This is a genomic window from Dyadobacter sp. CY356, assembly GCF_021440195.1.
Taxonomy (GTDB): Bacteria; Bacteroidota; Bacteroidia; order Cytophagales; family Spirosomataceae; genus Dyadobacter.
In genome coordinates this window covers 657599-682639 of record NZ_JAJTSZ010000001.1, presented here as the reverse complement: position 1 = coordinate 682639, position 25041 = coordinate 657599, and the positions used below count along the sequence as shown (strand labels likewise).

The 25041-nt window shown below is 39.1% G+C and carries 23 protein-coding genes; 8 read left to right on the top strand and 15 right to left on the bottom strand.

Annotated features, from left to right (window positions below; translation table 11 throughout):
* Window positions 1–3: 3 nt before the first annotated feature.
* Complete coding sequence (locus LXL81_RS02950) at window positions 4–1377, bottom strand: lactate utilization protein B (RefSeq protein ID WP_234645210.1); 1374 nt, start codon at window positions 1375–1377, stop codon at window positions 4–6.
* A 243-nt stretch (window positions 1378–1620) separates the two neighbouring features.
* On the opposite strand from LXL81_RS02950, the gene LXL81_RS02945 reads away from it, so the two are divergent.
* On the top strand, window positions 1621–2016 hold the full coding sequence (locus LXL81_RS02945; RefSeq protein ID WP_234645209.1) for a hypothetical protein: 396 nt from the start codon (window positions 1621–1623) through the stop codon (window positions 2014–2016).
* A 55-nt stretch (window positions 2017–2071) separates the two neighbouring features.
* Here LXL81_RS02945 and LXL81_RS02940 read toward each other — a convergent pair whose 3' ends face one another.
* The 7 genes from LXL81_RS02940 to LXL81_RS02910 all read right to left on the bottom strand — a co-directional run bounded on the left by LXL81_RS02940 (window position 2072) and on the right by LXL81_RS02910 (window position 8651).
* Window positions 2072–2851, bottom strand: a complete 780-nt coding sequence (locus LXL81_RS02940) for a (Fe-S)-binding protein (RefSeq protein ID WP_234645208.1) — start codon at window positions 2849–2851, stop codon at window positions 2072–2074.
* Between the two features lie 5 nt (window positions 2852–2856).
* Window positions 2857–3639, bottom strand: coding sequence for an endonuclease/exonuclease/phosphatase family protein (locus LXL81_RS02935; protein ID WP_234645207.1), 783 nt, complete (start codon window positions 3637–3639; stop codon window positions 2857–2859).
* A 177-nt stretch (window positions 3640–3816) separates the two neighbouring features.
* Complete coding sequence (locus tag LXL81_RS02930; protein ID WP_234645206.1) at window positions 3817–4149, bottom strand: L-rhamnose mutarotase; 333 nt, start codon at window positions 4147–4149, stop codon at window positions 3817–3819.
* A gap of 15 nt (window positions 4150–4164) precedes the next feature.
* Window positions 4165–4992 carry an amidohydrolase gene (locus LXL81_RS02925; RefSeq protein ID WP_234645205.1) on the bottom strand — a complete coding sequence of 276 codons (828 nt, stop codon included), beginning with the start codon at window positions 4990–4992 and terminating at the stop codon, window positions 4165–4167.
* Window positions 4993–5055: 63 nt separating this feature from the next.
* The gene (locus tag LXL81_RS02920) at window positions 5056–5919 is read right to left on the bottom strand and encodes a fumarylacetoacetate hydrolase family protein (RefSeq protein WP_234645204.1); all 864 of its coding nucleotides are present in this window, start codon (window positions 5917–5919) and stop codon (window positions 5056–5058) included.
* A gap of 133 nt (window positions 5920–6052) precedes the next feature.
* Entirely contained in the window at window positions 6053–6826 is a 774-nt protein-coding gene (locus LXL81_RS02915; protein WP_234645203.1) for an SDR family NAD(P)-dependent oxidoreductase, read from the bottom strand.
* A gap of 172 nt (window positions 6827–6998) precedes the next feature.
* Window positions 6999–8651 carry a UxaA family hydrolase gene (locus LXL81_RS02910; RefSeq protein WP_234645202.1) on the bottom strand — a complete coding sequence of 551 codons (1653 nt, stop codon included), beginning with the start codon at window positions 8649–8651 and terminating at the stop codon, window positions 6999–7001.
* A gap of 328 nt (window positions 8652–8979) precedes the next feature.
* Between LXL81_RS02910 and LXL81_RS02905 the strand changes: the two genes are divergently transcribed.
* The 4 genes from LXL81_RS02905 to LXL81_RS02890 all read left to right on the top strand — a co-directional run bounded on the left by LXL81_RS02905 (window position 8980) and on the right by LXL81_RS02890 (window position 14036).
* Window positions 8980–9861 (top strand): AraC family transcriptional regulator, encoded by an 882-nt coding sequence (locus LXL81_RS02905; RefSeq protein WP_234645201.1) that lies wholly within the window; start codon window positions 8980–8982, stop codon window positions 9859–9861.
* A 335-nt stretch (window positions 9862–10196) separates the two neighbouring features.
* Window positions 10197–11831 carry an adenine deaminase gene (gene ade / locus LXL81_RS02900; RefSeq protein WP_234645200.1) on the top strand — a complete coding sequence of 545 codons (1635 nt, stop codon included), beginning with the start codon at window positions 10197–10199 and terminating at the stop codon, window positions 11829–11831.
* A gap of 157 nt (window positions 11832–11988) precedes the next feature.
* A complete protein-coding gene (locus LXL81_RS02895; protein ID WP_194122452.1) occupies window positions 11989–12570 on the top strand; it encodes an RNA polymerase sigma factor in 582 nt (193 codons plus the stop codon).
* 194 nt (window positions 12571–12764) lie between these two features.
* Complete coding sequence (locus LXL81_RS02890) at window positions 12765–14036, top strand: replication-associated recombination protein A (RefSeq protein WP_234645844.1); 1272 nt, start codon at window positions 12765–12767, stop codon at window positions 14034–14036.
* A gap of 35 nt (window positions 14037–14071) precedes the next feature.
* Here LXL81_RS02890 and LXL81_RS02885 read toward each other — a convergent pair whose 3' ends face one another.
* Entirely contained in the window at window positions 14072–14563 is a 492-nt protein-coding gene (locus LXL81_RS02885) for a DUF892 family protein (RefSeq protein ID WP_234645199.1), read from the bottom strand.
* Window positions 14564–14933: 370 nt separating this feature from the next.
* On the opposite strand from LXL81_RS02885, the gene LXL81_RS02880 reads away from it, so the two are divergent.
* Complete coding sequence (locus LXL81_RS02880) at window positions 14934–15203, top strand: hypothetical protein (protein WP_234645198.1); 270 nt, start codon at window positions 14934–14936, stop codon at window positions 15201–15203.
* A gap of 56 nt (window positions 15204–15259) precedes the next feature.
* Here the strand turns inward: LXL81_RS02880 and LXL81_RS02875 are convergent, their stop codons facing one another.
* From LXL81_RS02875 to LXL81_RS02860, 4 genes are all read right to left on the bottom strand, one after another.
* Window positions 15260–15550, bottom strand: coding sequence for a hypothetical protein (locus LXL81_RS02875; protein ID WP_234645197.1), 291 nt, complete (start codon window positions 15548–15550; stop codon window positions 15260–15262).
* A gap of 209 nt (window positions 15551–15759) precedes the next feature.
* Entirely contained in the window at window positions 15760–16542 is a 783-nt protein-coding gene (locus tag LXL81_RS02870; RefSeq protein WP_234645196.1) for a ThuA domain-containing protein, read from the bottom strand.
* Window positions 16543–16557: 15 nt separating this feature from the next.
* Window positions 16558–17718, bottom strand: a complete 1161-nt coding sequence (locus tag LXL81_RS02865) for a glycoside hydrolase family 18 protein (RefSeq protein WP_234645195.1) — start codon at window positions 17716–17718, stop codon at window positions 16558–16560.
* Window positions 17719–17863: 145 nt separating this feature from the next.
* A complete protein-coding gene (locus LXL81_RS02860; protein ID WP_234645194.1) occupies window positions 17864–18757 on the bottom strand; it encodes a DUF1684 domain-containing protein in 894 nt (297 codons plus the stop codon).
* A gap of 172 nt (window positions 18758–18929) precedes the next feature.
* On the opposite strand from LXL81_RS02860, the gene LXL81_RS02855 reads away from it, so the two are divergent.
* Window positions 18930–19361: a transposase gene (locus tag LXL81_RS02855; RefSeq protein WP_234645193.1), complete on the top strand. Its 432-nt coding sequence runs from the start codon at window positions 18930–18932 to the stop codon at window positions 19359–19361.
* A gap of 8 nt (window positions 19362–19369) precedes the next feature.
* Here LXL81_RS02855 and LXL81_RS02850 read toward each other — a convergent pair whose 3' ends face one another.
* Together LXL81_RS02850 and LXL81_RS02845 are read right to left on the bottom strand one after the other, a co-directional pair.
* Window positions 19370–20272 carry a cyanophycinase gene (locus tag LXL81_RS02850; RefSeq protein ID WP_234645192.1) on the bottom strand — a complete coding sequence of 301 codons (903 nt, stop codon included), beginning with the start codon at window positions 20270–20272 and terminating at the stop codon, window positions 19370–19372.
* 223 nt (window positions 20273–20495) lie between these two features.
* Window positions 20496–21317, bottom strand: a complete 822-nt coding sequence (locus LXL81_RS02845) for a DUF481 domain-containing protein (protein ID WP_234645191.1) — start codon at window positions 21315–21317, stop codon at window positions 20496–20498.
* A gap of 216 nt (window positions 21318–21533) precedes the next feature.
* On the opposite strand from LXL81_RS02845, the gene LXL81_RS02840 reads away from it, so the two are divergent.
* Entirely contained in the window at window positions 21534–24929 is a 3396-nt protein-coding gene (locus LXL81_RS02840) for a DEAD/DEAH box helicase (protein ID WP_234645190.1), read from the top strand.
* The last annotated feature ends 112 nt before the right edge of the window (window positions 24930–25041 follow it).

Here is a 25041-nt window from a genome sequence, read left to right as displayed (position 1 = left end):
TTATTATTCGCGGTTGCGCACATACCAATCTCTGAAACTTTCTTTTGGTGGCTCCGGCATTTCCCGTTGTTTAAACCAGGGATTCAGAGAATTATTAACCATAAAAGGCAAAGTCCGCATGACTGAGCGCCCCAGCCTGCCCGACCATTGATAAAATCTTGGTTGTGATAAAACCATTGACATGGCCTTTACGCCAATTTCTTTTGCCTGCGGCACATGTCCGCCCTGAACCAGAACCTGTCTCCATTTATAAAGCTGATCGTGAATATCAATTTTGACAGGACAAACATTGGAACAGCTTCCGCACAAGGTACTTGCAAACGGAAGATCCGCATTTTTGGTCATATCCAGATTCGGAGCCAGAATAGAACCGATCGGGCCGGCCACTGCATTGTGGTAACTATGCCCGCCACTTCTTCTGTAAACCGGACATGTATTCATACAGGCCCCGCAACGGATACATTTCAGCGAGTTCCGGAAATCGGCGCGGCCTAGCTGGGCGCTTCTTCCGTTATCAACAATGACCAGGTGCATTTCCTGACCTTCCCGAGGTTTTTTGAAATGACTGCTGTACGTTGTTACCGGTTGTCCGGTGGCGCTTCTTGCCAGAAGCCGGAGAAAAACACCCAGATGTGCCTGTAACGGAACCAGTTTTTCAAAACCCATACAGGCAATATGCACATCAGCAAGGTGTGCACCCATATCTGCATTTCCTTCATTGGTACAAACTACAAATCCTCCCGTTTCTGCAACTGCAAAATTAACACCGGTCAGTGCAGCTTTTCGTGTCAGAAATTTATCACGTAAATGTTGTCTGGCTGCCTCTGTGAGATATTGTGGATCTGTGGCTCCGGCGTCTGTTCCCAGATGTTCGTGGAAAAGATCACCGATATCTTTTTTCTTTAAATGTATAGCTGGCAAAACAATATGGCTGGGTGGCTCATTTCTTAATTGCACAATCCGTTCTCCCAGATCCGTGTCGATTACTTCGATACCATTTCGCGTAAGAAATTCATTCATATGACATTCCTCCGTGAGCATGGATTTACTTTTGATCATTCTGTCAACATGGTGTTGTTTCAGAATTCCAAGCACAATTTCATTATGCTCCGCAGCATCTGCCGCCCAGTGTACGTGAATTCCGTTCGCTTTTGCATTTTTTTCAAATGTTTCAAGCAATTCGTCCATGTGAGACAGGACATAGTTTTTTATCTGAGAAGCCGTTTCACGCAAATTCTCCCATTCAGGCAATAATTTCGAAGATTTATCACGTTTCGTCCTGACAAACCAGAGTGTTTCGTCATGCCAGTCTACATAAGATTCGTCCTTGTTAAAGACGTCCGCCGCGTCGGCATGTTCCATTACAGCTTTTGACATGATTTTGTTAATAATTAGATAATAGTATTTTTTAAAGAATAAGAATTGTACTTTTCACATTCGTTGTATTATTTCAAGTTTACAAATTGTTTAATAAACAACTTTTAAAAAATTTTAAAAAAGCTATTTTATTGTATTGCAATATGTTATACTTTTGAATCAACAAAGTTTTTTGATCGGGGCAACAGAGTCTGATCAAAGTTTTATTTAACTTTTTTTAGACACAATTTAATTTCAACTCCTATGAAAGCCAAAAACACATTCTTTTCAGCTGCCTTGATTGGTATGCTTATATCAGGTTCAGCATTTACTGCTAATGCACAAACCGCCATCGCAACTTCGGATAAAACTGAATCAGCTTCTAACAAGCTTTCGGTACTGCAAGTTAAACCAATGCAATTCAGAGTAGCCTATATAAATCCCGTATCAAATCTTGTAAGTGTACGCATTCTTGATACTGATAAAAATATCCTTTTTTCAGAAAGTCACCGTCCTGAATCAAGCTACGTGAAATATTTTGACCTTTCGACTCTTTTGGATGGTACTTATACATTCGAAGTTACGGACGGAAAAGAGAAAGCTTCACAAACGTTTGATATCCTGACAAAAACGAGCCGCGTCGTTTCTTCAATCAACTAAACGACTGACGCTTCTCAGATTCTGATTTCCGTAAAACTTTGTAAAATGCCGGTGCTCAATGATTGGGTACCGGTATTTGTTTTTTTACGGTACTATTCAAAATCTCAGCGATATGTTTTACCTGCACCGGTGAATTTTTTCTTTTTAAAATTCCTTCCAGATGTAAAAGGCAGCTCATATCCGAGCCTGTAATATATTCGGCATGATGGCGGATATGATCTGAAACGCGGTCCTTGCCCATTTTTACAGACACAGCTTCTTCACTCACACAGAAAGTCCCCCCAAATCCACAGCACTCATCTTTTCTATCCAGTTCAACCAGTTCCAAACCATTTACTTTTTTCAAAAGTGTTTCCGGTTTATTAAAAGGCGCCGCGTTTAACTCCGACATTTGTGAAAGATGTAGTCCGCGTTGTCCATGACAACCCTGATGCAAACCAACACGATGCGGGAATTCTGCTTCGATATAATCTATTTTGAGAACGTCAGTTATAAACTCAACCAGTTCATAAACTTTTTTCCGAAGAATTTTTGAATCGCTCTCACGGTTTTCAACTTTTAAATGTTCTTTGATATGTAACACACAACTTCCCGAAGGTGCAACGACATAATCAAAAGCAGCAAAGGAATCGTAAAACAAGCTATTGCAATCTTTGGTCAAATGTTCAAATCCCGAGTTAGCCATCGGTTGGCCGCAACAAGTTTGGTTCAGTGGAAAACCAACCTTACAGCCTAGTTTTTCAAGTAATTCCAACGTTGCTATTCCAACCTGCGGATAAAACTGATCCACGTAACAAGGAATAAATAATCCGATCTTCAAATGAGAATAATCCATGCGTTTTACCAAAATTCAATGGTGGCCATTATTGGATAGTGATCCGAAACTTCGGGATGATTTTTAATCACCTTATATCTTTTCACCCTTACCTTATTATTCATTAATACAAAAATATAATCCATCCTGTCGCCGGGAAGGCCTTCATTCCAAGTCTCCATTTGAGAGCCGCGCGCTGCATCCTGCCATTTTCTCCGGAAAGAAAAATAGGGCTGTTCATTCGGCCTCGCGCCCATATCCATACCAATCACTACCGGCTGAATACTGCCCTGCAACATCTGATTTACAAAAGCCGCCTGCATTGCCCTGTCAATTACCGAGGCATATTCCAGACGTGCATTACAAAAACGAAAGGTCAGGTTTTTAGCAGGATGAATCAGTCCGCATTGCAAAACCCGCGCGTCTGATCCTTTTGTCATAGGTAATTTGAACTTTTGTGTTTTTTCAAAAGGCCATTTTGACAAAAGACCAACTCCCTGAGAACCATGTTCTGTGCTATCGGCAACGCCATAAGCATAATACATGCCTGTCTGAATTGCCAGTTGTCGCAACTGAAACTGTACTTTTCCGTTATTTTTCAAACTATCTACTGCCTGCAAAGCAACCAGCTGAGGTGAATTTTCTTTGATAACTTTCAATATCCCCATCAAATTTGATTCATCGTTCAAATCCAGACCATGGCGAACGTTGAAACTCATAACTTTTATCTCAAACGGCCGGCGGGGCTGGGAGGATAATAAAGTGATGGTAAGACTTATTAAGCTGATAATCAGTACTAACTTTTTCAATCTATCAAATAGCTAAGTAAAAAGACTTCTGTCAAATCATAATTTAGAACCATTGGGTCAAAAATTGCAATCTGTCTTTGATTTTTTCCAGGAAGTTTTTCCTAACTGTTGCTGAGTATTCTGGTTTTGCTAGTTTTAAAAGTTACTTTTCAATCGGCTAATCTATTTTCATTCATTCTATACCAAAGCAAAAATCTGGTCCATCAACATCCATTTTTCGCCTTCTTTTGCTGATGGTAATGCCTGCTGATATTTCCAAACAAACTGCTCCCACTCCTGTACCTTTTGGTTGGCCGCGTCCATGGCATCTTTCTTTTCAAAACTAAAATCATCGTCCGTTTCCATAATCATAAAAAGACGGTTTTCAATCCGAAAAATTTCCATCTGTGTGACCCCCGCATCAAGAATACTCTTTTCGATTTCAGGACGGATCGCCTTGTGAAGCGCTTCATATTCAGCGATCATTTCAGCGTCATTTACAAGATCCAATGCCAGACAATATCTTTTCATCAGTGTTATATTTCTTTAATCAAGAGAATAAAATTTGACCGCATTATCGCCCCAGACTTTCTTCTGTTCATCTTTTGACAATTTTGATACATAACTCGTCAAAATACTTTTCATTGCTTCATACTCGGCTGCCACCAGACAAACCGGCCAATCAGATCCAAAAAGTAGACGATTGGTGCCAAATGCTTCGAAGATTACATCCAGATATGGTGTAAAATCCTCGTTTTTCCAATTAAACCAATCCGCTTCTGTAACCATTCCGGAAACTTTGCAGGATACGTTTGGCAACTTAGCCAGCTTTTTAATATCCTTAGCCCAACTTTCGGTTTCACCTTTTTTGATGTAAGGTTTTGCGATGTGATCCAGTACAAAACGTACGTTAGGCAATTGTTTTGCAAAAATGTAGCTGGCTTCCAGTTGTGTTGGATAAACCAGAAGGTCATAGGTAAAATTAAAAGCCGTCAGTTGTCTTACGCCTTTTATAAAATCAGCTTGTTCTAAAAATCCATCCGGCTCGCCTTGTACCACATGACGGAAACCTTTTAATTTTTCAAATTGAGAACATACTTCGAGGCGGTCGTATAAATTTTCAGCGCGCAGATCGATCCAGCCAACTACTCCTTTGAGAAAATCATTGGATTCTGCCAATTGCAGCAAAAACTCGGTTTCCTGGTTCGATTGGTCAGCTTGCACTGCCACGCAGCCGTCCACGCCATTTGCTTTCAAAACGGGTTCTAAATCTGCCGGCAGGAAATTTTTCCGTATTTTCTCCATTTCGGGTGTGATCCAGGAATCCCGTTCCTCGTCATAAACCCAAAAATGCTGGTGCGAATCGATTACCATTTTATATATTTTGATGATAGATTTTGGAATAATGTTTTCCAACCATTATTCCAAAATCCAAAATTATACTGCTTTCCAGGCAATGGCTTCTTGTCTTTGCTCGCCCAATCCTTCAATACCAAGTTCTACAACGTCACCTGGTTTCAGATAAAACGGAGGTTTCATTCCTAAACCGACGCCGGCTGGTGTTCCTGTTGAAATAACATCACCGGGAAGCAAAGTCATAAACTGGCTCAGGTAACTTACCAGAAAGGGTACATGGAAAATCATATCGGACGTTGTACTGTCCTGAATTTTCTTACCATTTAACGACAACCACAGATTAAGATCATTAGCATTTGGCACTTCCGAAGCCGGAACAAAATATGGTCCTATTGGAGCAAAAGTGTCATTACTTTTTCCTTTCACCCATTGTCCGCCGCGTTCCAATTGAAATTCACGTTCAGAATAATCATTGTGAACCGCGTAACCTGCTACATAACTCAAAGCGTCTGCTTCTTCAACATAACTTGTTTTTTTACCGATTATCACGGCAAGCTCAACTTCCCAATCTGTTTTCTGAGAATTACGTGGAATGATAACCTGATCATTTGGTCCAACCAAAGCAGAGGTCGATTTAAAAAATACTATCGGCTCTTTTGGAAGTTCCGTTGCTCCGGATTCATATGCGTGTTTCGCATAATTCATCCCGATACAAACTATTTTAGATGGCCGTGCGATACAAGAACCAAAGCGAAAACCCTTTTCAACACGCGGCGACGACGCTGAATTTAAAGTCAGCCAATCTGCGAGACGGTTCAATCCATCGGTTGCAAAAAATTTCTCATTATAATCTTCACCAAAAGCAGAAACATCCAGCAACTCGCCATTTGTTAATTCTACACCAGGTTTTTCTTGTTCGTATGCGCCAAAGCGGAAAAGTTTCATATTAGCTTGGTTTGTTGTTACACAGAGAAAAAGGGAGTTTAAAAGGAGGGCCACAGAGTTTATTTAATATGGTTTGCAAAAACTCTGTGGACCTCCTTTTTACTCTGTGGCTCTCTGTGTAACCTATAAATAATTAGTTATTTAGTTTTTCGAATCCTCCGTCGATCAGGTAATCGCAGCCGGTGATGAATGATGCTTCGTCTGAGCAGAGGTATAATGCCAATGCTCCGATTTCGGCTGGTTTTGCCATACGCCCGATTGGCTGGGTTTTTGACAATTTTTCAAACATTTCAGCTTCCTGTCCCGGATAGTTTTTTGAAATAAAACCGTCCACAAAAGGTGTATGAACACGGGCCGGAGAAACGCTGTTACAACGAATTCCATCAGCCAGATAGTCACGGGCAACGGATAAAGTCATGGAAAAAACTGCTCCCTTCGCCGTAGAATAAGCAAATCGATCAGGGATACCGACTGTCGCTGCAATCGATGCCATGTTCAAAATCACTCCGCCACCCGCTTTTTTCAAATGGGGAATTGTTGCGAAAAGGCAGTTGTAAACTCCTTTCACGTTCACATTGATCACGCGGTCAAAGTCAGTTTCAGCGGTATTATCTGCTTTACCGACATGCGCTATTCCGGCGTTATTTACCAGAATATTGATCGTTGCTTTTTCTGCAATGCCGTCGATAACGTTTATTACATCAGCTTGTTTTGAAATGTCAATGGCGTGTGCTTCTGCACTTCCGCCTTCACTTTTAATATCCGCTACAACCTGATTGGCCAGATCAATATTTAGTTCAAGAATGTGGACATGTGCGCCCTGTTTTGCAAAGGTTTTGGATATCGCTAACCCAATCCCGCTTGCGCCGCCGGTAACCAATGCTACTTTACCTGTTAAATCAAACATGTATTTTACAATTTAATATAATATCAAGAGTCTGTTTGGAAAAGACTTTTGATGAAAAACTTTACTCGAATCGAACTCTGACTGCGGGATAAATCCCGGGATGTTGGTTGATGAATATAGCCCCAGGATGAATCCTGGGGTAAATTTTTTATTCCTATTTAGAACTTCCTGTTTATAGCGAAACCCCTCTTTTCCATGGAATAAAATCATCCTGACCAAGTTGCTGCGCCTTCGTAAGCTCGCCGCTTGCCACCTTGATCACATATTCCAGCAAATGATCTGCATTTTCTTCCAATGACTGAGATCCATCAACAACTGGCCCGCAGTCGAAATCAATTACATCAGGCATGCGGTTTGCTAAAATAGTATTAGTCGCCACCTTCGCAACCGGACAAATTGGATTACCAGTTGGCGTTCCCAATCCTGTTGTAAACAATATAATATTAGCACCCGCAGCGGTTTGTCCAGTTGTCGCTTCCACGTCATTTCCAGGCGTACAAACCAATGCCAGACCCGGAACTGTTGCTCTTTCAGTATAATTCAAAACGTCGGAAATATACGCGTTTCCACCTTTTTTGGCTGCACCGGCAGATTTTATGGCATCTGTGATCAAGCCGTCTTTAATATTTCCAGGCGAAGGATTGAAGGCAAAAGCTGAACCTACTGCTTCGGCTTTTCCTGCATATTCTCGCATTAATTTTTCAAATTTCGCTGCCTTCTCTTCTGTGACACAACGGTTAAGCAATTCCTGCTCAACACCATTAAGTTCAGGAAATTCAGCCAAAAGCGTTTGTCCGCCTAAACCAACGATAATATCGGACAAATGACCCAAAACCGGATTCGCTGAAATTCCTGAAAAACCATCAGAACCTCCGCATTTTAATCCAACATTAAGTTTTGACAACGGAGCGTCTTCACGTTCCTGTTTATTCATTTCCGTTAAACCTAAAAAAGTAGATTTGATAGCACCGGATACTAATGAATATTCCGTTCCTTTCTGATGCTCAAAAGCATAAAACGGTTTGTTAAAATTCGGGTCGCGTTTTTTGATCTCATCTTCCAGCGTCTTCAATTCTGAATTCTGGCATCCAAGACTTAATACGGTAATTCCGGCAACGTTTGGATGAACCGCGTATGCGGCAAAAAGTGCGCAAAGCGTATTGGCATCCGTACGTGTTCCACCGCAGCCACCTTCATGTGTCAGGAATTTTATTCCGTCCACATTCGGGAAAGGACGATTTTTAGTTTGCTGTTCTCTCGTTGGCTCTGAAAAACCACCCAGATTTTGCATTTTCGACATATCACCCGACTGATATGCATTCAGAAATTCAGCAACTTGTCCGCGGTACATATCTGTCTGTGCATAACCAAGTTCACGCTCAAACGCGTCTTTCATGATCAGGACATTTCTGTTTTCACAAAAAACAAGCGGAAGAACGAGCCAGTAATTGTACGTTCCTACACGACCATCCGCACGATGATATCCTTTAAATGTTCGGCCTGCCCAACGACTTACGTCAGGCTGGGTATATGAATATGGTTGACGATTTGCAGTGCTATAATCCTGAGAATCGTGTTTTAAATTAAATGTTGTAATAGGTTCACCACGTTTAATCGGCTGCTTGGCACGACCCACCAAAACGCCGTACATGATAATAGCACCGCCGGTTTCTATATCTTCTGTAACAAATTTATGTTTTGAGGAAACGCCGTACGGCAGCTGATAACTGACCCCGTTCCATTCTGCTTCTGAACCGGTTGGCAAATCCCTCAACGCTACAATAACATTATCGGAAGGGTGAATTTTTAAAAGATTGGATGCCATAGTACTCTCAAGAGAAAATATGTATTAATAAAGTTCATGATGGTGAATTTGAAATAACCGTTGTGTTGAAGAATATTTCAGACTGCAACTATACAGACGAATTAATCAGCTTTTACCCGGTTTACCAAAAGCAGCGATCATTATTATATACTGCAAATGGGCCCGAATAGTACATTGGTTACTCAAAATAAAAATACCAATATTTTCTATTGAATTTTTATACAAATGAATAGAAATATTAAAAGGTCATGTTTCACTATTATAGCATATATTTCAATAATTTTGGCATAAAGTTGATGATAACTTCATAAATCCTGACATTATAACTGTGAAACCGCAATTACTGAAAGTACCCAAAGGTTTGCAGCAATCTTTCAGCATCAGGAGAGATGTTGTTTTATACTTCTACAATCGCTGGCATTATCATCCGGAAATGGAACTTGTCCATATTGAACAAGGATCAGGAACCCAGTTTGTGGGCGATAATATCCAGCATTTTCAAAGTGGGGATCTGCTTTTAATTGGATCCAATTTGCCGCATTACTGGCGCTGTGATGAGAAATATTTCCGGGGAGATTCCAGGTTATATGCCCAGGCAACGGTTTTACATTTTTCTGCTGAGTTGTTTGGTGAAGTTTTCAGAAACTTGCCGGAGAATAAATCCATCAATGAATTGTTAGATAAAGCAAAATTCGGGATGAAATTGTCCGGGCCTGAAAATCATTCTGTAAAATCGTTATTACAAAACCTGCTTGATCAGAAAGATGGAAATCCTGTAATTTCCCTGCTTCAAATATTGGAAACGCTGGCACAAAGCAAGGATATCAAATTGCTTTCAAACAGTCATTATCAGGAAGAATATGATCAGTATGATACCGACAGGATTAATCAGATCTATAAATATTCGCTTGACAATTTTCAGCGAAAAATCACAATTGAAGAAATTGCAGAAGTTGCCAGTATCAGTCCGCATTCCTTTTGCAGGTATTTTAAAAGTCGCAGCAGAAAAACTTATTCGCAGTTTTTACTTGAACTACGTATTGGTCATGCCTGTAAATTATTGATTGACGGGAAACTGAGTGTCGCGCAGATTTGCTACGAAAGTGGTTTTAATAATTTTGCCAATTTTAACAAATACTTCAAAATCCATACGGGGAAAAGTCCGTTGCAGTATCAAAAGGGGTATCGGGAGAGTTCGGTGCTTTTGTGAATCATTTTGATTAATCAATTTTTTCGAAGCTTGATAGTTTTGTTGACCCGTCCGACGGTAGAAAAAACCATCGGACGAGGTCGCCCGTTCGCAAAATCCGGATTGAGCCCAATGCCAAAAATTTTAGACCTTTTAAAAGTCTAGTTCGGGCAACCCGTCGGACGGCTTTTTCCGCCGTCCGACGGGTATTAAAACTATCAAAAAGCCATAAAACTCATCCTGAAAACACATAAACCTGACCACCAAACATATCACCCCCAAACCTCCCTTTTAAATATAATATCTACCTTGTGCCCAAAAGCCAAACGCCAACGCCCAACAGCTAAAACCAACCTATGAAAGTCAACCTAATCAACATATTTGAAAAGTCAGTTCAGGAAGCCGAGATTACTATTCAAAACAAAATCATTTCCAAAATCCATATAATAGGAAAAGAAAATCCAACCCTGCCCTATATTTTACCCGGCTTTGTAGATGCGCACGTGCATGTTGAAAGCTCAATGTTAACACCTTCCCAGTTCGCAAAACTTTCAGTAGTGCACGGAACAGTGGCAACCGTTTCAGATCCGCACGAAATCGCCAATGTGATGGGTGTTGCTGGTGTGGAATATATGATTGAAGATGGAAAACGGGTTCCATTCAAGTTTTGTTTTGGTGCCCCGTCTTGTGTTCCGGCTACAATTTTTGAAACCGCAGGCGCTGTTGTTGATGCGGATGATGTCAAAAAATTACTATTGAATGACGACATAGGTTACTTGGCAGAAGTGATGAATTTCCCGGGTGTTTTAAATGGCGATCCGGATATGATAGCCAAAATTAATTGGGCAAAACATTTCAATAAACCCATTGACGGACATGCTCCAGGACTTCGTGGCGAAGCTGCAAAAAAATATGCTGAAGCCGGGATAACCACAGATCATGAATGTTTCACCTATGATGAAGCAAAAGAGAAAATCAGCTACGGCGTTAAAATTCTTATCCGCGAAGGAAGCGCAGCCAGGAATTTTGATGCGTTGATACCATTACTTGCCGAGTTTCCCGAAAGGATTATGTTTTGTTCGGATGATAAACACCCCGACAATCTGGTCGAAGGACATATTAATGTGTTGGTAAAACGTGCTTTGGCACTTGGCCACGATATCTGGAATATCCTTTTGGCAGCTTGTATCAACCCTGTCCTGCATTATAATTTACCGGTTGGACTGCTTCGCATAGAGGATGCGGCGGATTTTATCGTCATTGATAATATGACTGATTTTACGATCCTTCAAACTTATCTGGATGGAGAACTGGTTGCAGAAAACGGAAAATCATTGCTTCCTGATTTGCGAAGTAGTCATATTAATCAATTCAACTGCACAGCAAAAGAAGCAGCTGATTTCGCCGTTCGGATCTCTTCTGTGAAAGGTGATAAAATCCGGGTGATCGAGGCACTGGAAGGACAATTGATAACACAGTCGTTGATAGAAAATTTTAAAACTGATGGCGAATTTATTCTATCAGATACTGACCTGGATATCTTAAAAATCGCAGTAGTTAATCGCTACCAAAACACAGCGCCAGCCGTTGCATTCATAAAGAATTTTGGAATTAAAGAAGGAGCCATAGCCTCAACCGTTGCACATGATTCTCATAACATCATTGTGGTAGGTTGTGATGATCATAGTATTTGTGAGGCAGTCAATTTATTGGTTGAAGCAAAAGGCGGCGTTTCGGCGGTTGGCCTGGGAGAAAACCATATGCTGGCTTTACCGATCGCAGGGTTGATGTCAGATGTGAATGGTTACGAAGTAGCAGATTCTTATACCAAACTGGACCAATTTGTAAAAACAAAGTTGAAATCAACATTGAAGTCACCGTATATGACTTTATCTTTTATGGCTTTATTAGTAATTCCTTATATTAAACTAAGTGACCGCGGACTTTTCGACGGTGAAAAGTTCGAATTTGTACCTTTATCTATACAATAGGTTACTAATTGGGGTATTATTGCAGAATTAACCTATCGGATGTAATTTTTTCTGGAAAATATTTTTTTTATACGTTTTTTTATAAATATATTTACAAGTGTAAAAATGACCCTTATTAAAATTTATTCCTAACCCCAATTAAATTCCTAACCTTACAATGGCTCACTTACGCTACAAACAAGAAGAAGAACTTTGTTTTTGGGATCAGTTCAGAAAAGGAGACGAGAACGCTTATGCCTGTCTTTATCGGTCATATGTTCACATCCTTTATCAATACTGTTCACAGTTTACGATTGATAAGCCACTGATTAAAGATTGCATTCACGATTTATTTGTGGAACTATGGAAAAACCGGACAACATTGGGTGACACCACTTCTGTTCGGTTTTATCTTATGGCATCTATCAAAAGAAAATTGGTGCGCCATTTGAACGCTCAGCAAAAACACACGAGCAATGAAGATATCCCGGTAGAATACTGGCATATCCATACGCCGTCTCATGAAAACCACATGATTTCTGAGGAAGAATTTGATTCTACCAACCAGCATTTGAATGTGGCGATCAACGGACTTCCACGCCGTCAGCGTGAGGCCATATTTCTGAAATTTTATATGAACCTGAATAACCATGAAATTGCTGATCTGATGAAAATCAATATTCAGTCTGTTTACAACCTGGTTTTTGGTGCATTGGGAAATTTGAAAAAACAAATGACATTGGATCGTCTTACTTTCTGATTAGAAAAAATTTATATATATTGAAAAAAGCGTAGCATCTGTTACGCTTTTTTCATTTTTAAGCCTGCTAGAAAAATCAGGAAATAGATTTTTAATATATTACCAAATCGTCTTTCCCATTATTGAATGCTTCACTGACAAGATTTGTTATCTTCATAGAACAACAAACTGAAAAACCTGGATCTTAAATTATGATATCACCGATTGCCACACCGCTTGCAGAAAGATTAAGACCACGCATACTGGATGATTATATCGGACAAGAAAAATTACTGGGCAAAAACGGATCTCTGCGCAGAGCTATCTTACAGAATACAATTCCTTCGATGATTTTATGGGGGCCTCCCGGAGTTGGTAAAACAACGCTGGCACTGATGCTGGCAGATGCCACGAAAAGGCAATTTTATAATCTTAGTGCCATTAATTCGGGTGTCAAGGAATTGAGAGAAGTTTTAGCCAGACCGTCAGGTTTGTTCCCTCCTATTCTTTTCATTGATGAAATCCATCGGTATAATAAAAATCAACAGGACGCCTTACTCGGTGCGGTTGAAAAAGGCCAGGTAACCCTTATTGGTGCAACGACTGAAAATCCTTCTTTTGAAATCAATTCAGCTTTACTTTCCCGTTGTCAGGTTTATATTCTGGAAGCTTTTGGAGAAGATGAGCTGAAAGCTTTGATCCATCGTGCTTTAACAAAAGATGAATGGCTGAAACAAAAAAAAATCACTTTTACTTCTTATGATGCCTTACTTAGACTTTCTGGCGGCGATGGCAGAAAACTGCTTAACCTGCTGGAACTTGTCGTGCTGGGAAAAGGTGATGTGAATGAAATGGAAATTACCGATGAATGGGTGACGGAAGTAGCCCAGCAAAATATAGCGCGTTACGATAAATCGGGCGAACAACATTATGATATTATTTCCGCATTTATAAAATCCTTGCGCGGAAGTGACCCGAATGGTGCCGTTTATTGGATGGCCCGGATGATCGTCGCTGGCGAAGATCCCTCTTTTATAGCCAGAAGAATGCTGATTATGGCTTCGGAAGATATCGGAAATGCAAATCCTACGGCTATGATTATGGCAAATGCCTGTATGCAGGCTGTTAACGTAATTGGGCACCCGGAGTGTAGAATTATTTTATCACAAGTCGCCATATATCTCGCTACTTCGCCGAAGAGTAATGCCAGTTATCTGGCTATTGCGGATGCCATTGAAGCTGCCAAAAATACTGCACATCTGCCCGTTCCATTACATTTGCGTAATGCCCCGACCAAACTTATGAAACAAATAGGTTACGGAAAAGAATACAAATATTCTCACGATTTCCCTGGAAATTTTGCAAAACAGAATTTTTTACCGGATGATCTGAAAGGGAAGAAATTTTTCGAGCCGGGTCATAATGCCCGGGAGGAGGAAATTCGCCGGAAGTTGCAACAATGGTGGCCCGACTGGTATGAGTATTAAATTAATTATGGATGGTAAGGTTCAATGATCAAAACCTAAGATCTGGAATCCCGCTCTTTAACTAACTTTTCAGCCAACCTAATCAGATACTGATGATTACTAGCTTCCTGCCCTGACTCCGATTTCAAAATTTCGGTAATCTGTTCAGTATTCAGATCATCCACAAGTTCTACCAGATTATCATATGTCAAAATCTGATGTGGAGGTAAAGTATCTGATTTGGATATCTTAATATCCCTGGCTTTAACTGGCTTATTTACAATCCGTTCTACTTTGATATCATCAGCTTTATTAGTTTCTGACAGTTTATCCGCAGCAACAGTTTTTGGAAAGACCTCTTCCAGGCTTTTTACATCGGCATCAGTTTGTTTCCAAATATTTTTGAGTGCTTTGGCGAGCTTTTTCATATTCTCTTTGGTTTCCATTTCCCGGAGGGACTCTTCCAGCTTCTTTTCACCAAAATAACTATTTCTAAGTTCAGATAGAAACAGTTCCTGATATTTAATTTTCTTTAAGTTCTTGTCCATAAAGTACATGACAAAATGTGCAATACAATAAATTCTACAATTCTACAAAAAATTACTATTCCATAACAGAAGTTGGACGTTTAAATTATCCACTTCTATTGACGAAGAATAATACAAAAAGTCATTAATTATTAATTTTATTTTCAATGGGCTACTTATACGAGGGCAATTATGTCCACAGATCCTAATATTCTGCTAATGAAAAAAGCAAACTTGGGACGGAAATAAAACTTTAAAAAAATACCAGTGAAAAACGCTGTACATTTATCAAATCACCCCCTTCAGAATATATCTTTATTACTTAGGAACAATATTGGTATAGTATAAATTACTTACGCGTTTTACAATCTTATTTTTAAAGTTTACAGCTATGCCTAACTTTTTTCACCTTGAAGGCCAGAATTTCGCTTTCAATATTGACCGTGTTGATTATTTCATAAGATCTCAGGAAGAACCAAAAGAAGACGGATCAATTAAATATCTGATCACATTTTATTCCAATGAAGTTAAAGTGGGAATATGGGAATATGCTTCTGCTGAATCCAGAGACAGTCAGTTTATGAACCTGGTTACCAAAAAATTCCAATCTTCTGCAATAAAAGATCCTAATGTTTTTAAAGGTCAGGTTACGACTTTTTGATCCTATGTCTGTAACAAAAAGGGAGTGAAGCAGTCTGCTTCACTCCCTTTTTTATATTACGAAAAACCCATTAACGGCTCATCAGGTTCTTGACCTGGTAATAGTTCCGGGTTAATTTCAGGCGCGTCAGGGGTATAAGGAGGCAATTCCGGTTCAGGAACAACAGGTGGCGTTTCAGGACCTCTTTCCCAAGGTGGTGTTTCCTGAGGAACTTCAGGATCCGGATATTCCGGCCTCGGTTCCAATGGCGGTGTTTCCTGTGGACTCAATGGATCAGGATATTGATGTCCCTGACTTACAACAGATGCTTCCTCTGAGGCATCTGCCGGATCATATGTCTTTTTCATGGTATTTCAATTTAAAATGCATTGATGAATTTTAAATTGATATCTAAAATAACCATGCCCTCAAAAGTCTTTGATGATTACAGTTGCCCGGATTTCATCATCAAACTATATTGGAAAATATATTATTCCTCAAATAACATTCACTTACTTCTGCGGTTTTCTGGTTCTGAACAACACATAAATAAGTGAATGCTGATAACTATTTCAATTTATCGCCTGGCAGCCCAGAAAATCGCATTTTTGAAAAGGGTTGTATACGACTCATTTTGAAACAGATCCGGAGAATGTCCCATAAATATGTAAACATTTTTCGCAGCGGTCTTCGGATTCGTCCATACCACCGGATGATCCCCCATTTTAACATTTGTTGAATCAGGTATATAAGTGGCTTCGTCTACATTTGCAAGAACATGGACATTTGGCCGCGGACTTTTGTCATAAGTATACCACTCTTCCGTTTTAACAACAAAAGAAGCCGGAACCCCTTTCATAACCGGATGTTTCTTGTCTTCAACATTCACTTTACCAGAAGCAAAAGTGGAAATATAATTTTTAAACCTGATTCCACCCATAAATCCGTGAAACCATTCCCACATCGGATATCCGTCAAACTCTCCCAGCAAGGTGGCATGATGGAAGCCTATCCAGCCGCCCTTTCCTTCTTTAATATACCTTTCAAAAGCAGCAGAAGCCGTTGGAGTCCATGCATAGGGTGGAAAATCCAGCTGGATAAACAGCTGATATTGGCTTAAAAATTCATCGTTTATTTTTTCAGTATTCTGGATATAGTCAACGGTGAAATTGTTTTCCTTTGCCAAGTTGTCCAGCCAGACCTTCGCAGCCCTGGAATATGCAATGTGATGACCGCCATTTTCAGCAATTGCTAAAACTTTAAAATCAGCAGTTTTTGACTGCGCAAAAGTGTTCAGGCAAAAAACTGCGGCTAACAAGAAACTGAAACAAATCAGCCGGATCTTAAAAGAAATTTTCATAAAAACCAGCAAGATTTATTTCAGGGATTTATTGATTTCATTCAGCAGATAACCCTTTGGATCAGAATTATATTCCCAGAACATCACCCCCGCCAATTTATTGTCAAGCACATACTTACATTTCTCAGCCACAGATTCCTCATCATCATAACCGATAAAAACTCTGGTCTTTTCATTGTAGAGATAAGGCGCATGCGCGGCGGTATCACGATATTCCTTATAACCTTTTTTGTTAACCAGACTATCCTTGATATAAGTGTACCCGTCGATATATTCTTTGCTAACAGACGTTTCCCCAAGGACAGTTTTAGAATCTTTTCCTAATGTAAACGCACGGCCATAAAACGGAAGGCCAACCACGATTTTACTTGCAGGAACACCCGCGTTCAGGTATGCTTTTACACCATTATCCGTTGAGCGGTTCGCTTTAAAACGATCCGTTGGGTATAATCCCGCATGATGAACGACAGTGTCACCAGAGAAAAGATCGTAGGTCATCAGGTTCACATAATCCAGATATTTCTGCGCTTTGCCCATTTCAGAATTGGGAATAAACTCGGCCCAACCCGCAACAGCAGTGGTTAAAAGCTTTTTTTGTCCGTCTTCTTTTTCAAAAACATCAAGCTCTTTTCTGATCGCTTCAAACATTAATGTGAAATTATGCTTGTCCTCAGGACGATAAACATTCCCTGAATCACCCGGCATCGCAGGATATTCCCAGTCTATATCAACGCCATCCAGTTTATATTTTTTGATAATGTCAACAGAACTTTTAGCAAATTTTGCTCTTGAACTATCTGTGAGCACCGCATCAGAAAACCGCCCACTCCATGACCAGCCACCAATCGAAATCAAAATTTTCAGATCCGGATTTATACTTTTCAACAAATTAAGTTTTCTGAAATTTGTTGAATCTGTTTTCTCATTGGTAAGAAACGCCTTGCCGTTCTCAATATTTACAAAAGCGTAATTGATGTGTGTCAGTTTTTTAACATCAATTTTGTCGGTATCAACAAGGCCATGAAAACCGCCTACGTATCCGATTACGACAGGTTTTGATTCTTTTACTTCTTCTTTCTTTTTTGAATCACATGACATCGTAGCTGAGCATAAAAATGCTGCAACCAAAGAAAGCAGAGCTTTGGGAAATTTAGAGTTTTTAGAAAAAGACTTCATTTGTAAAGGTTTAGGATATGTGTTAAATAAATTAAGCATTTTTAGTCTTAATGCTACAAAAAGCAGAACCCAAAATAAAGAAAAAACAACGACAATGTCTGCCGTCGTTTTACTTCAAAAATTGTTATTTGTGCAGTTTTTACAATCAATGGTGACCATAATTCTTTTCACCGGCAGTTACATCAAGCGCCAGTAAATTTTGTTTTGGAGGCAGCGGACAAGTCGCGTATGGTGTGAAAGCGCACGGTGGATTGTAGGCTTTGTTGAAGTCAAGTATCACGTAACCATCCGCGTCCGGCTTGTTGGTATATACAAAACGCCCGCCGCCATATGTTTCCTTTTTATTGGTTTTATCACCAAACAGGATAAAAAAGCTTTCGCCTTCACTCAAAGCATCCAGTTTATATTTTTTGCCTTTCATATTGAAAACAAGCACTCCCGGAGATTCCTGCTCACTAAGTCTTCCTGTCACATCCAGTATCGAAATTTTTCTATCTACTGTTGGTTCAAATTTTGCCTTAACTTTCCAATTTTCCGAGATTGGGAAACTCTCGATTCCTTTAAAATCTTTGAGATACGGACTATCCAGATCTTTTAAGCGGACTGCATATTTTTCTCCGCGCTTAATGACAAACCATCTTAAAGTTTTATGTTTAAGAATGATTTCTTCATCAGAAGGAAAAATTTTAAGCCTTGTAATCAACTGATCATTCGCATAAATCTCCGCCTCGGGTTTGGCAACCAAAGTTACCTGTCCATTTTCCAGAATGAATTCCCCCAAATTTGCAGGACTACGATCCGCTGGAAAGATAAATTTATTAGTACCCCCACTACCAAAAGAATTTCTGCCATCTTCCAGCCAGAAAAGACCAGCGAGATTTAGATAGCCCTGCTCGGATTTAAGCTCTGTGATTCTTTCCTTCCTCCACGCCTTTATTTCATTTTCATAACCAGAATCGATCATAAAACCAGACAAACAAGAGCTAAGAATAAGTATTGCCAGGACTTTGGAAATTTGAAACCTTACTTTATATATCATAAAATCAGTAGTATTATTTTCAAATATAAGCACATAAAAATTTGAAAATGAGCAATAAAAAGGATTTTTATTTTTGGATCATATACAATAGTATATAAATTAGATAGACTTTATATTTTATTTAAAATAAGTGTGTATTTTTGGCAAATAGATAACCGGATTTTTAATAATTATGCTGTCAAAAGATCTCATCGATGCATATAAAAGTGAAGAACTCGCTACCGAGGCGTTTAAAGAATACCGATTGAGAAAAGGTGTTGTGTGTAAAAAATGTGGTTGCACAGACCATTACTGGCTATCTTCCAAACATCAGTTCCAGTGCAAAAAATGCCGGTTTCGTACCACATTACAGAGTGGCACTTTGCTGGAGGGCAGCAAATTGCCGGTTTCTTATTTTTTCATTGCTTTACATTTACTGATCAAAAAAGGGAATGATCTGAAAGTTGAAGAATTTCAGCAGCAAACAGGTCACAAATACAGCGAACCGTTATATGATTTCCTGAAAAAAATAAAAATTTACCTCAAGACAAATGATCAAAATTCAATCCTGATCGATTTTTTAGAGGTGGTAAATGAGAATTTTATTTTACAAAAGGCGGATTAAGGGCTCGATCATTTCGCTGTTTCCTGAATCACTTTTCGTTCCTTCATGTCGTATTTCTGACCTTGTTTCAAAAAGAAAAATGGCCCCTGATAATTAGTTTCCGGTCCGTTACCATCTGAGAATTTTCTTTCTTTTGGGGTCACAATGGTATTGTAGTCGTAAACTGCAACATAGGATCTCCCGACAACTTCAAAGATGTCTTTTTGCACCACAATAGCTGTTGCTTCGTCCAGACCAATACCAATAATTTCCGGTGACTGACGAATAAATTCTATTAAATCAAACTGTCGGTTTCTCCGTAACAGATGTTGGTCAATCGCTGAATTCTTCAAAAATCCTAAGCCCTGCGTATGATCACCAACAAGAATATGCGCGCCTTTTGTATCACCTCTCCAAAGAAATGATCCCTGAATACTGGCTCCGGCAGAAGTTCCCGAAATAACACCACCCCGTTCCAAAACTTCCTGAAACGCCTTGTGCGTCAGGGTATTCAGATACGAATCTGCGATTCTCCATTGCCTGCCTCCAACAAAATAAATTCCGGTTGCTGCCTTAATAGGCGCAACAAATTTTTCACTGTTTGCTTCGGTTAAACTATTGGTATGCAACAAAGTAACGTTTTTAATCCCTGTCTCCTTTTTTACCAGCTCAATGGCATCAGTTTTATAAAAACCTGAATCTCCGGCGGCGGCAGTAATCACCACAATTCTTGCTTTATCCTTCCCGCCAGCCAGTTCTATAAATTTATTCCAGATCTCCGGCGTTGCTCCGCCTCCACCTATGATGATCAGAGAACCTTTTTCCGGGCCGTGTCTTGTGGGTGTTTCTTTAACCGTTATCGGTGTCTGGGAAAATGACTTTACCGAAAGAGAAACCAGTAAACCAAATAAGTATATGTATGTTTTCATCATTATTGAATTACAAAATTAATTCTATCAATAAAAAGAAGAATTCGAATGGATTTCATTGTTCTGTGCGTAGATAAAAAATGTATTTCGAAGTTCTGTCCTTCTAAAAATACACATTTCATTGCTGTTTAAGCATCTCAGTTATTCCTTCTGTTTTATATCATATTATTTCCTCATTTACTGAAAGGTATCATTGAAAATATTCGATTTCGCTAATATGCCACAACTATTTATTTCCAATAGAAATCCCAAAAGTAATCCTTGAATCATTTCGCTTACGTGTTGCTTCTACCACACTTTCGTAGGAATTTTCAAAACTGGTTCGAAGTGCTACCCATTTATTGACTGGAAATTCAAGAGAAATTACCGTATTCCATCTTAAATTAGAAAAATCGGTGATAGCAGGTTGTATAAAAGTGATGTGATTAATCCTGAAACGGTCTTTTGCAAATGAGTGTTTACCTTTCATTCTAAAAGAATTTCGTTGAATACCAATGGTTGGCAATTCCCTGAAATTGGTCGATTCGTGAACGATGGCATTTGTCAATACCAATCTGTTTTTACTGGAATTCAGGACGCGATAACCAATTCCTGCACCAGCCAATACCCGAAGTGTAATTCCACGTAAGTTGCTCGTTTCCATATTACCCAAAGCAAAAACATATGTTTTTCTTTTCTTGAAAACATCAACAAACAAATCCACGTAAGAATCTCTTTCCGCGAGGATACCGTTTTGCTTACCATAAGTAAAACGCGGATTTGATGCGATTGAAATGACCGGACCGGTTGCAACGATTTCTGCTCGTAAAACCATCAACGTCCGGTTTACATTGCCGCGGGTGAAATTTCCGTCACCGATAAACCGATATGTTAATGTATCCAGTTTTAAATAATCAGGTTTTTTTAAGGAATCAGGTAAAGTAATTTTTACTGAATCTGATGTCGAAACGCTATCCCGGGCTGCCTGTTGAGCAAAAGAACAGTTATTAAAAAGTAAGAAGAAACAAAGTACTAAACCAAAAAAGAGACTGGAAATTATTTTTTTCATAAAGCCATTTTAACTGAACACAATCTCCAAAAGTGCCAAAAAATTATTCCCTGACAAGTATAGATGATAAAATATTTAATAGATTGTGTCGTATTGAATTTATAATATGCGTTCAATTACAGTTAGAAATATGAGCATATTTCTGTAAAATAAAGTTATTTTCACCTTCCGAAATTAATTTTTCGGATCCATTTAATCCCAAGAATTCAGAAGAGAATGCTGAAAAAACCAGGCATAAGCGAACGGATCACTGCGTTAAAATTTCATAAAAATGACTATGTTTTTGAAGACTTCAACGTTTCGGAGCTGAATCATAATTTCATATTAAAGTTTAGTTCGTCCCTCACTGAAACCAGCAGACGAGGTTTTTTTGATATTCAACCCAAAGTTATTGAGGTTAATTTTGCCACATTTCAGATCGTATCAGGTGTTTCAGACCAACTGATCGTTACAGTCAAACAAACCGAAAAATCACTTCAGCTTTCCTGTCCATGCAGCGCAGAAAAAAAGGCTCCGTGTGAACATCAGGTCCAGGTTTTGTATAACTTAATGGAACGCAGAGACTTACGGATATTTTTTGATAGTAACCTGAGATACAATCAGATAAAACTCGTTGCAAAAGATTATGGACTGGAAAATGAGATCAATCCGGATGAATTTTTCCTGCTTGAATATGCGAACAAAACCGTTGATATCAAACCAAAATTAAAACACCTTTTTGCTGTCAACGATACCACGAAGTCCTATTTAAAAGAAAATCTAATACCAAAACAAACCCCGGTTTTACCAAAAAAAGCGAATCAAAAAGACACATCAAAAAAGATAATCGTTTTCGGTCAGCATAAATACTATGATCATTTTTACGTAGAACTTTTTGAAGCACTAACGACAAAGGAAGGGAAATTAAAAAACCCTTTGACTTCAATTAACCCCCTTGATCTGATATGGAAGCTGGAAAGTCCGGAAGAATTGAAATTTTATACAGGCGTTTCAAAATTTCAAAATCAGTACCGTTCCGGTAAATCGGATTCGGATATGGACGGGCTGAAATCGCTTGTGAAAAATCCTCTCAAACTGGATGTTTTTTACCACGATACAAAAGCCTCTGAAAGTATATCTGCGGCTTCACTGATACCGGTTAAAATCAGGACATTGCCGGTTGACCTAAGTTTATTGGTTGATGTAAAAGATAAATTCCATGAAGTTTCAGGACAGCTTATTGTGGACGGCCGACCGTTTGCATTAGAAATTTTGAAAATCAGATACAATTATTTCGTTATGATTAATGACACCATGCATCTGGTAGACAATCCTGACGTGCTTCGTGTCATTGATTTTTTCAAGCAAAACAATAACAAAATACTGGTGCACGAAAGCAAGTTTGATGATTTTCAAAATACTATTCTTTCAAAAGTCGAGGATAAAATCCGCGTTACATATGCATATCTGAAAACCGCAACGCAGACGCAACTCAAAGAAAATGGTTTTGAAAGAGAAAATCAGCAACTGATCTATTTGTCGGATCTGGAAAATTATGTTTTGATCACACCCGTGATGCGTTACGGGAATATCGAAATTCCGGTGCTTTCTAAAAAGCAAATTTATTCTACGGACAGCAAAGGAAAACCATTCACCGTAGAGCGGGACGATGCGCTGGAAGTTCAATTTACTTCAACATTGCTACGACAACATCCTGATTTTTACGACCAGCTCGGTAGTGATCATTTTTATCTGAGCAAAGAACGGTTTCTGGATGAGGGCTGGTTTCTGGATGCTTTTGAGGAGTGGACGAATCAAAACATCAAAGTGCTTGGATTTAGCGAACTGTCAAATAATAAGTTGAATCAAAATAAAGCGACTGTTTCACTTTCAATTAACAGTGGTACGGATTGGTTTAATACCAGTATTCAGGTGAAGTTTGGAAAAGAAATTGCCACGCTTAAACATCTTCATAAATCCATCCGCAACAAAAGCAAATTTGTAGAACTTGGTGACGGTACGCTTGGAATTCTGCCTAACGATTGGATTGAAAAATTTGCTAAATATTTCGAAGCCGGTGAAATTGCCGGTGAATTTATTCGTACTCCAAAAATAAATTTCACCAGTATTCTGGAATTGTATGAAGATGAGGTATTAAGTCAGCCGGTGAAAAATGAACTGCTGCTATATACTTCCAAATTCTCTGATTTTGAATCAATTAAGCCGGTTGAAATACCTAAAGAACTAAAAACTTCCCTTCGTGAATATCAGAAAGATGGCCTGAACTGGCTGAATTTCCTGGATGAATTTGGATTTGGCGGCTGCCTGGCTGATGATATGGGATTGGGGAAAACGGTTCAGATCATCGCATTTATTCTATCTCAAAGAAATAAAGGGCATCATAATACGAACCTGATTGTTGTACCTACTTCCCTGATTTTTAACTGGCAGGCAGAAGTTGAGAAATTTGCTCCGTCAATAAAAATCCATACGGTATATGGTTCTAATCGTGTCAAAGATCATGAGAATTTTGATGATTATGAGATCATTCTGACATCGTATGGTACGCTGCTTTCTGATATTAAATTTTTGAAAGAATATCGTTTTAATTACATTTTTCTTGATGAATCCCAGGCTATTAAAAATCCGGAATCACAACGTTATAAAGCATCCCGTTTGCTTCAATCGAGAAACAAGATTGTACTGACCGGTACGCCGATTGAGAATAATACTTATGATTTATACGGACAGCTTTCTTTCGCATGTCCAGGATTACTGGGCAGTAAAATTCAATTCAAAAATCATTACGCCATTCCAATTGACCGTTTTGAAGACAGTAAACGTGCCAGGGAATTACAGAAAAAAGTCAATCCGTTTATTCTCCGAAGAACCAAACAGCAGGTTGCGACAGAACTCCCTGAAAAAACGGAAATGGTTATTTATTGTGAAATGGGTGCTGAACAGCGGAAGGTTTATGATTCTTATTCCGACGAATTCAGACACTTTCTGCTTACGCATAAGGAAAGAGATTTACCAAGGGAAAGTTTAAATATTCTTGCAGGTTTAACAAAACTCCGCCAAATCTGTGATTCACCAGCGCTGATTAATGATGAAGAATATTATGGTGATGCTTCCGCCAAAATTGAAGTTTTGATCGAACAAATCGAAAGCAAAGCACCTCAGCATAAAATCCTGGTTTTTTCACAATTTGTAAAAATGCTGGATTTGATAAAAAAAGAGTTGGTTAGTAGAAATATTTCCTTCGAATACTTAACAGGAAAAACCAGAAACCGGTCGGAAAAGGTAGAATCTTTTCAGAATAATGATGGTGTCCGGGTATTCTTGATCAGTTTAAAAGCGGGTGGTGTCGGGTTGAATTTGACAGAGGCAGACTATGTTTATCTGGTTGATCCCTGGTGGAATCCGGCGGTCGAAAATCAAGCAATTGACAGAAGTTACAGGATCGGACAAAAGAAAAATGTGGTTGCTGTTCGATTGATTTGTCCGGATACGATTGAAGAAAAAATCATGAAAATGCAGGATTCAAAAAGGGATCTGGCTAATGATCTGGTTAAAACAGATGTATCAATTTTGAAATCGTTGTCAAAAAGTGATTTATTGGAATTATTATAGATTTGTCGAATGTTTGTGAAGTGAAATATTACGGTGCTCCGCACCTTTTGGAAGGGAGCTGGCGGGCTATTTCTTTCTACAAATATTCAGGTGCGCTGCACCGTTTTCGATT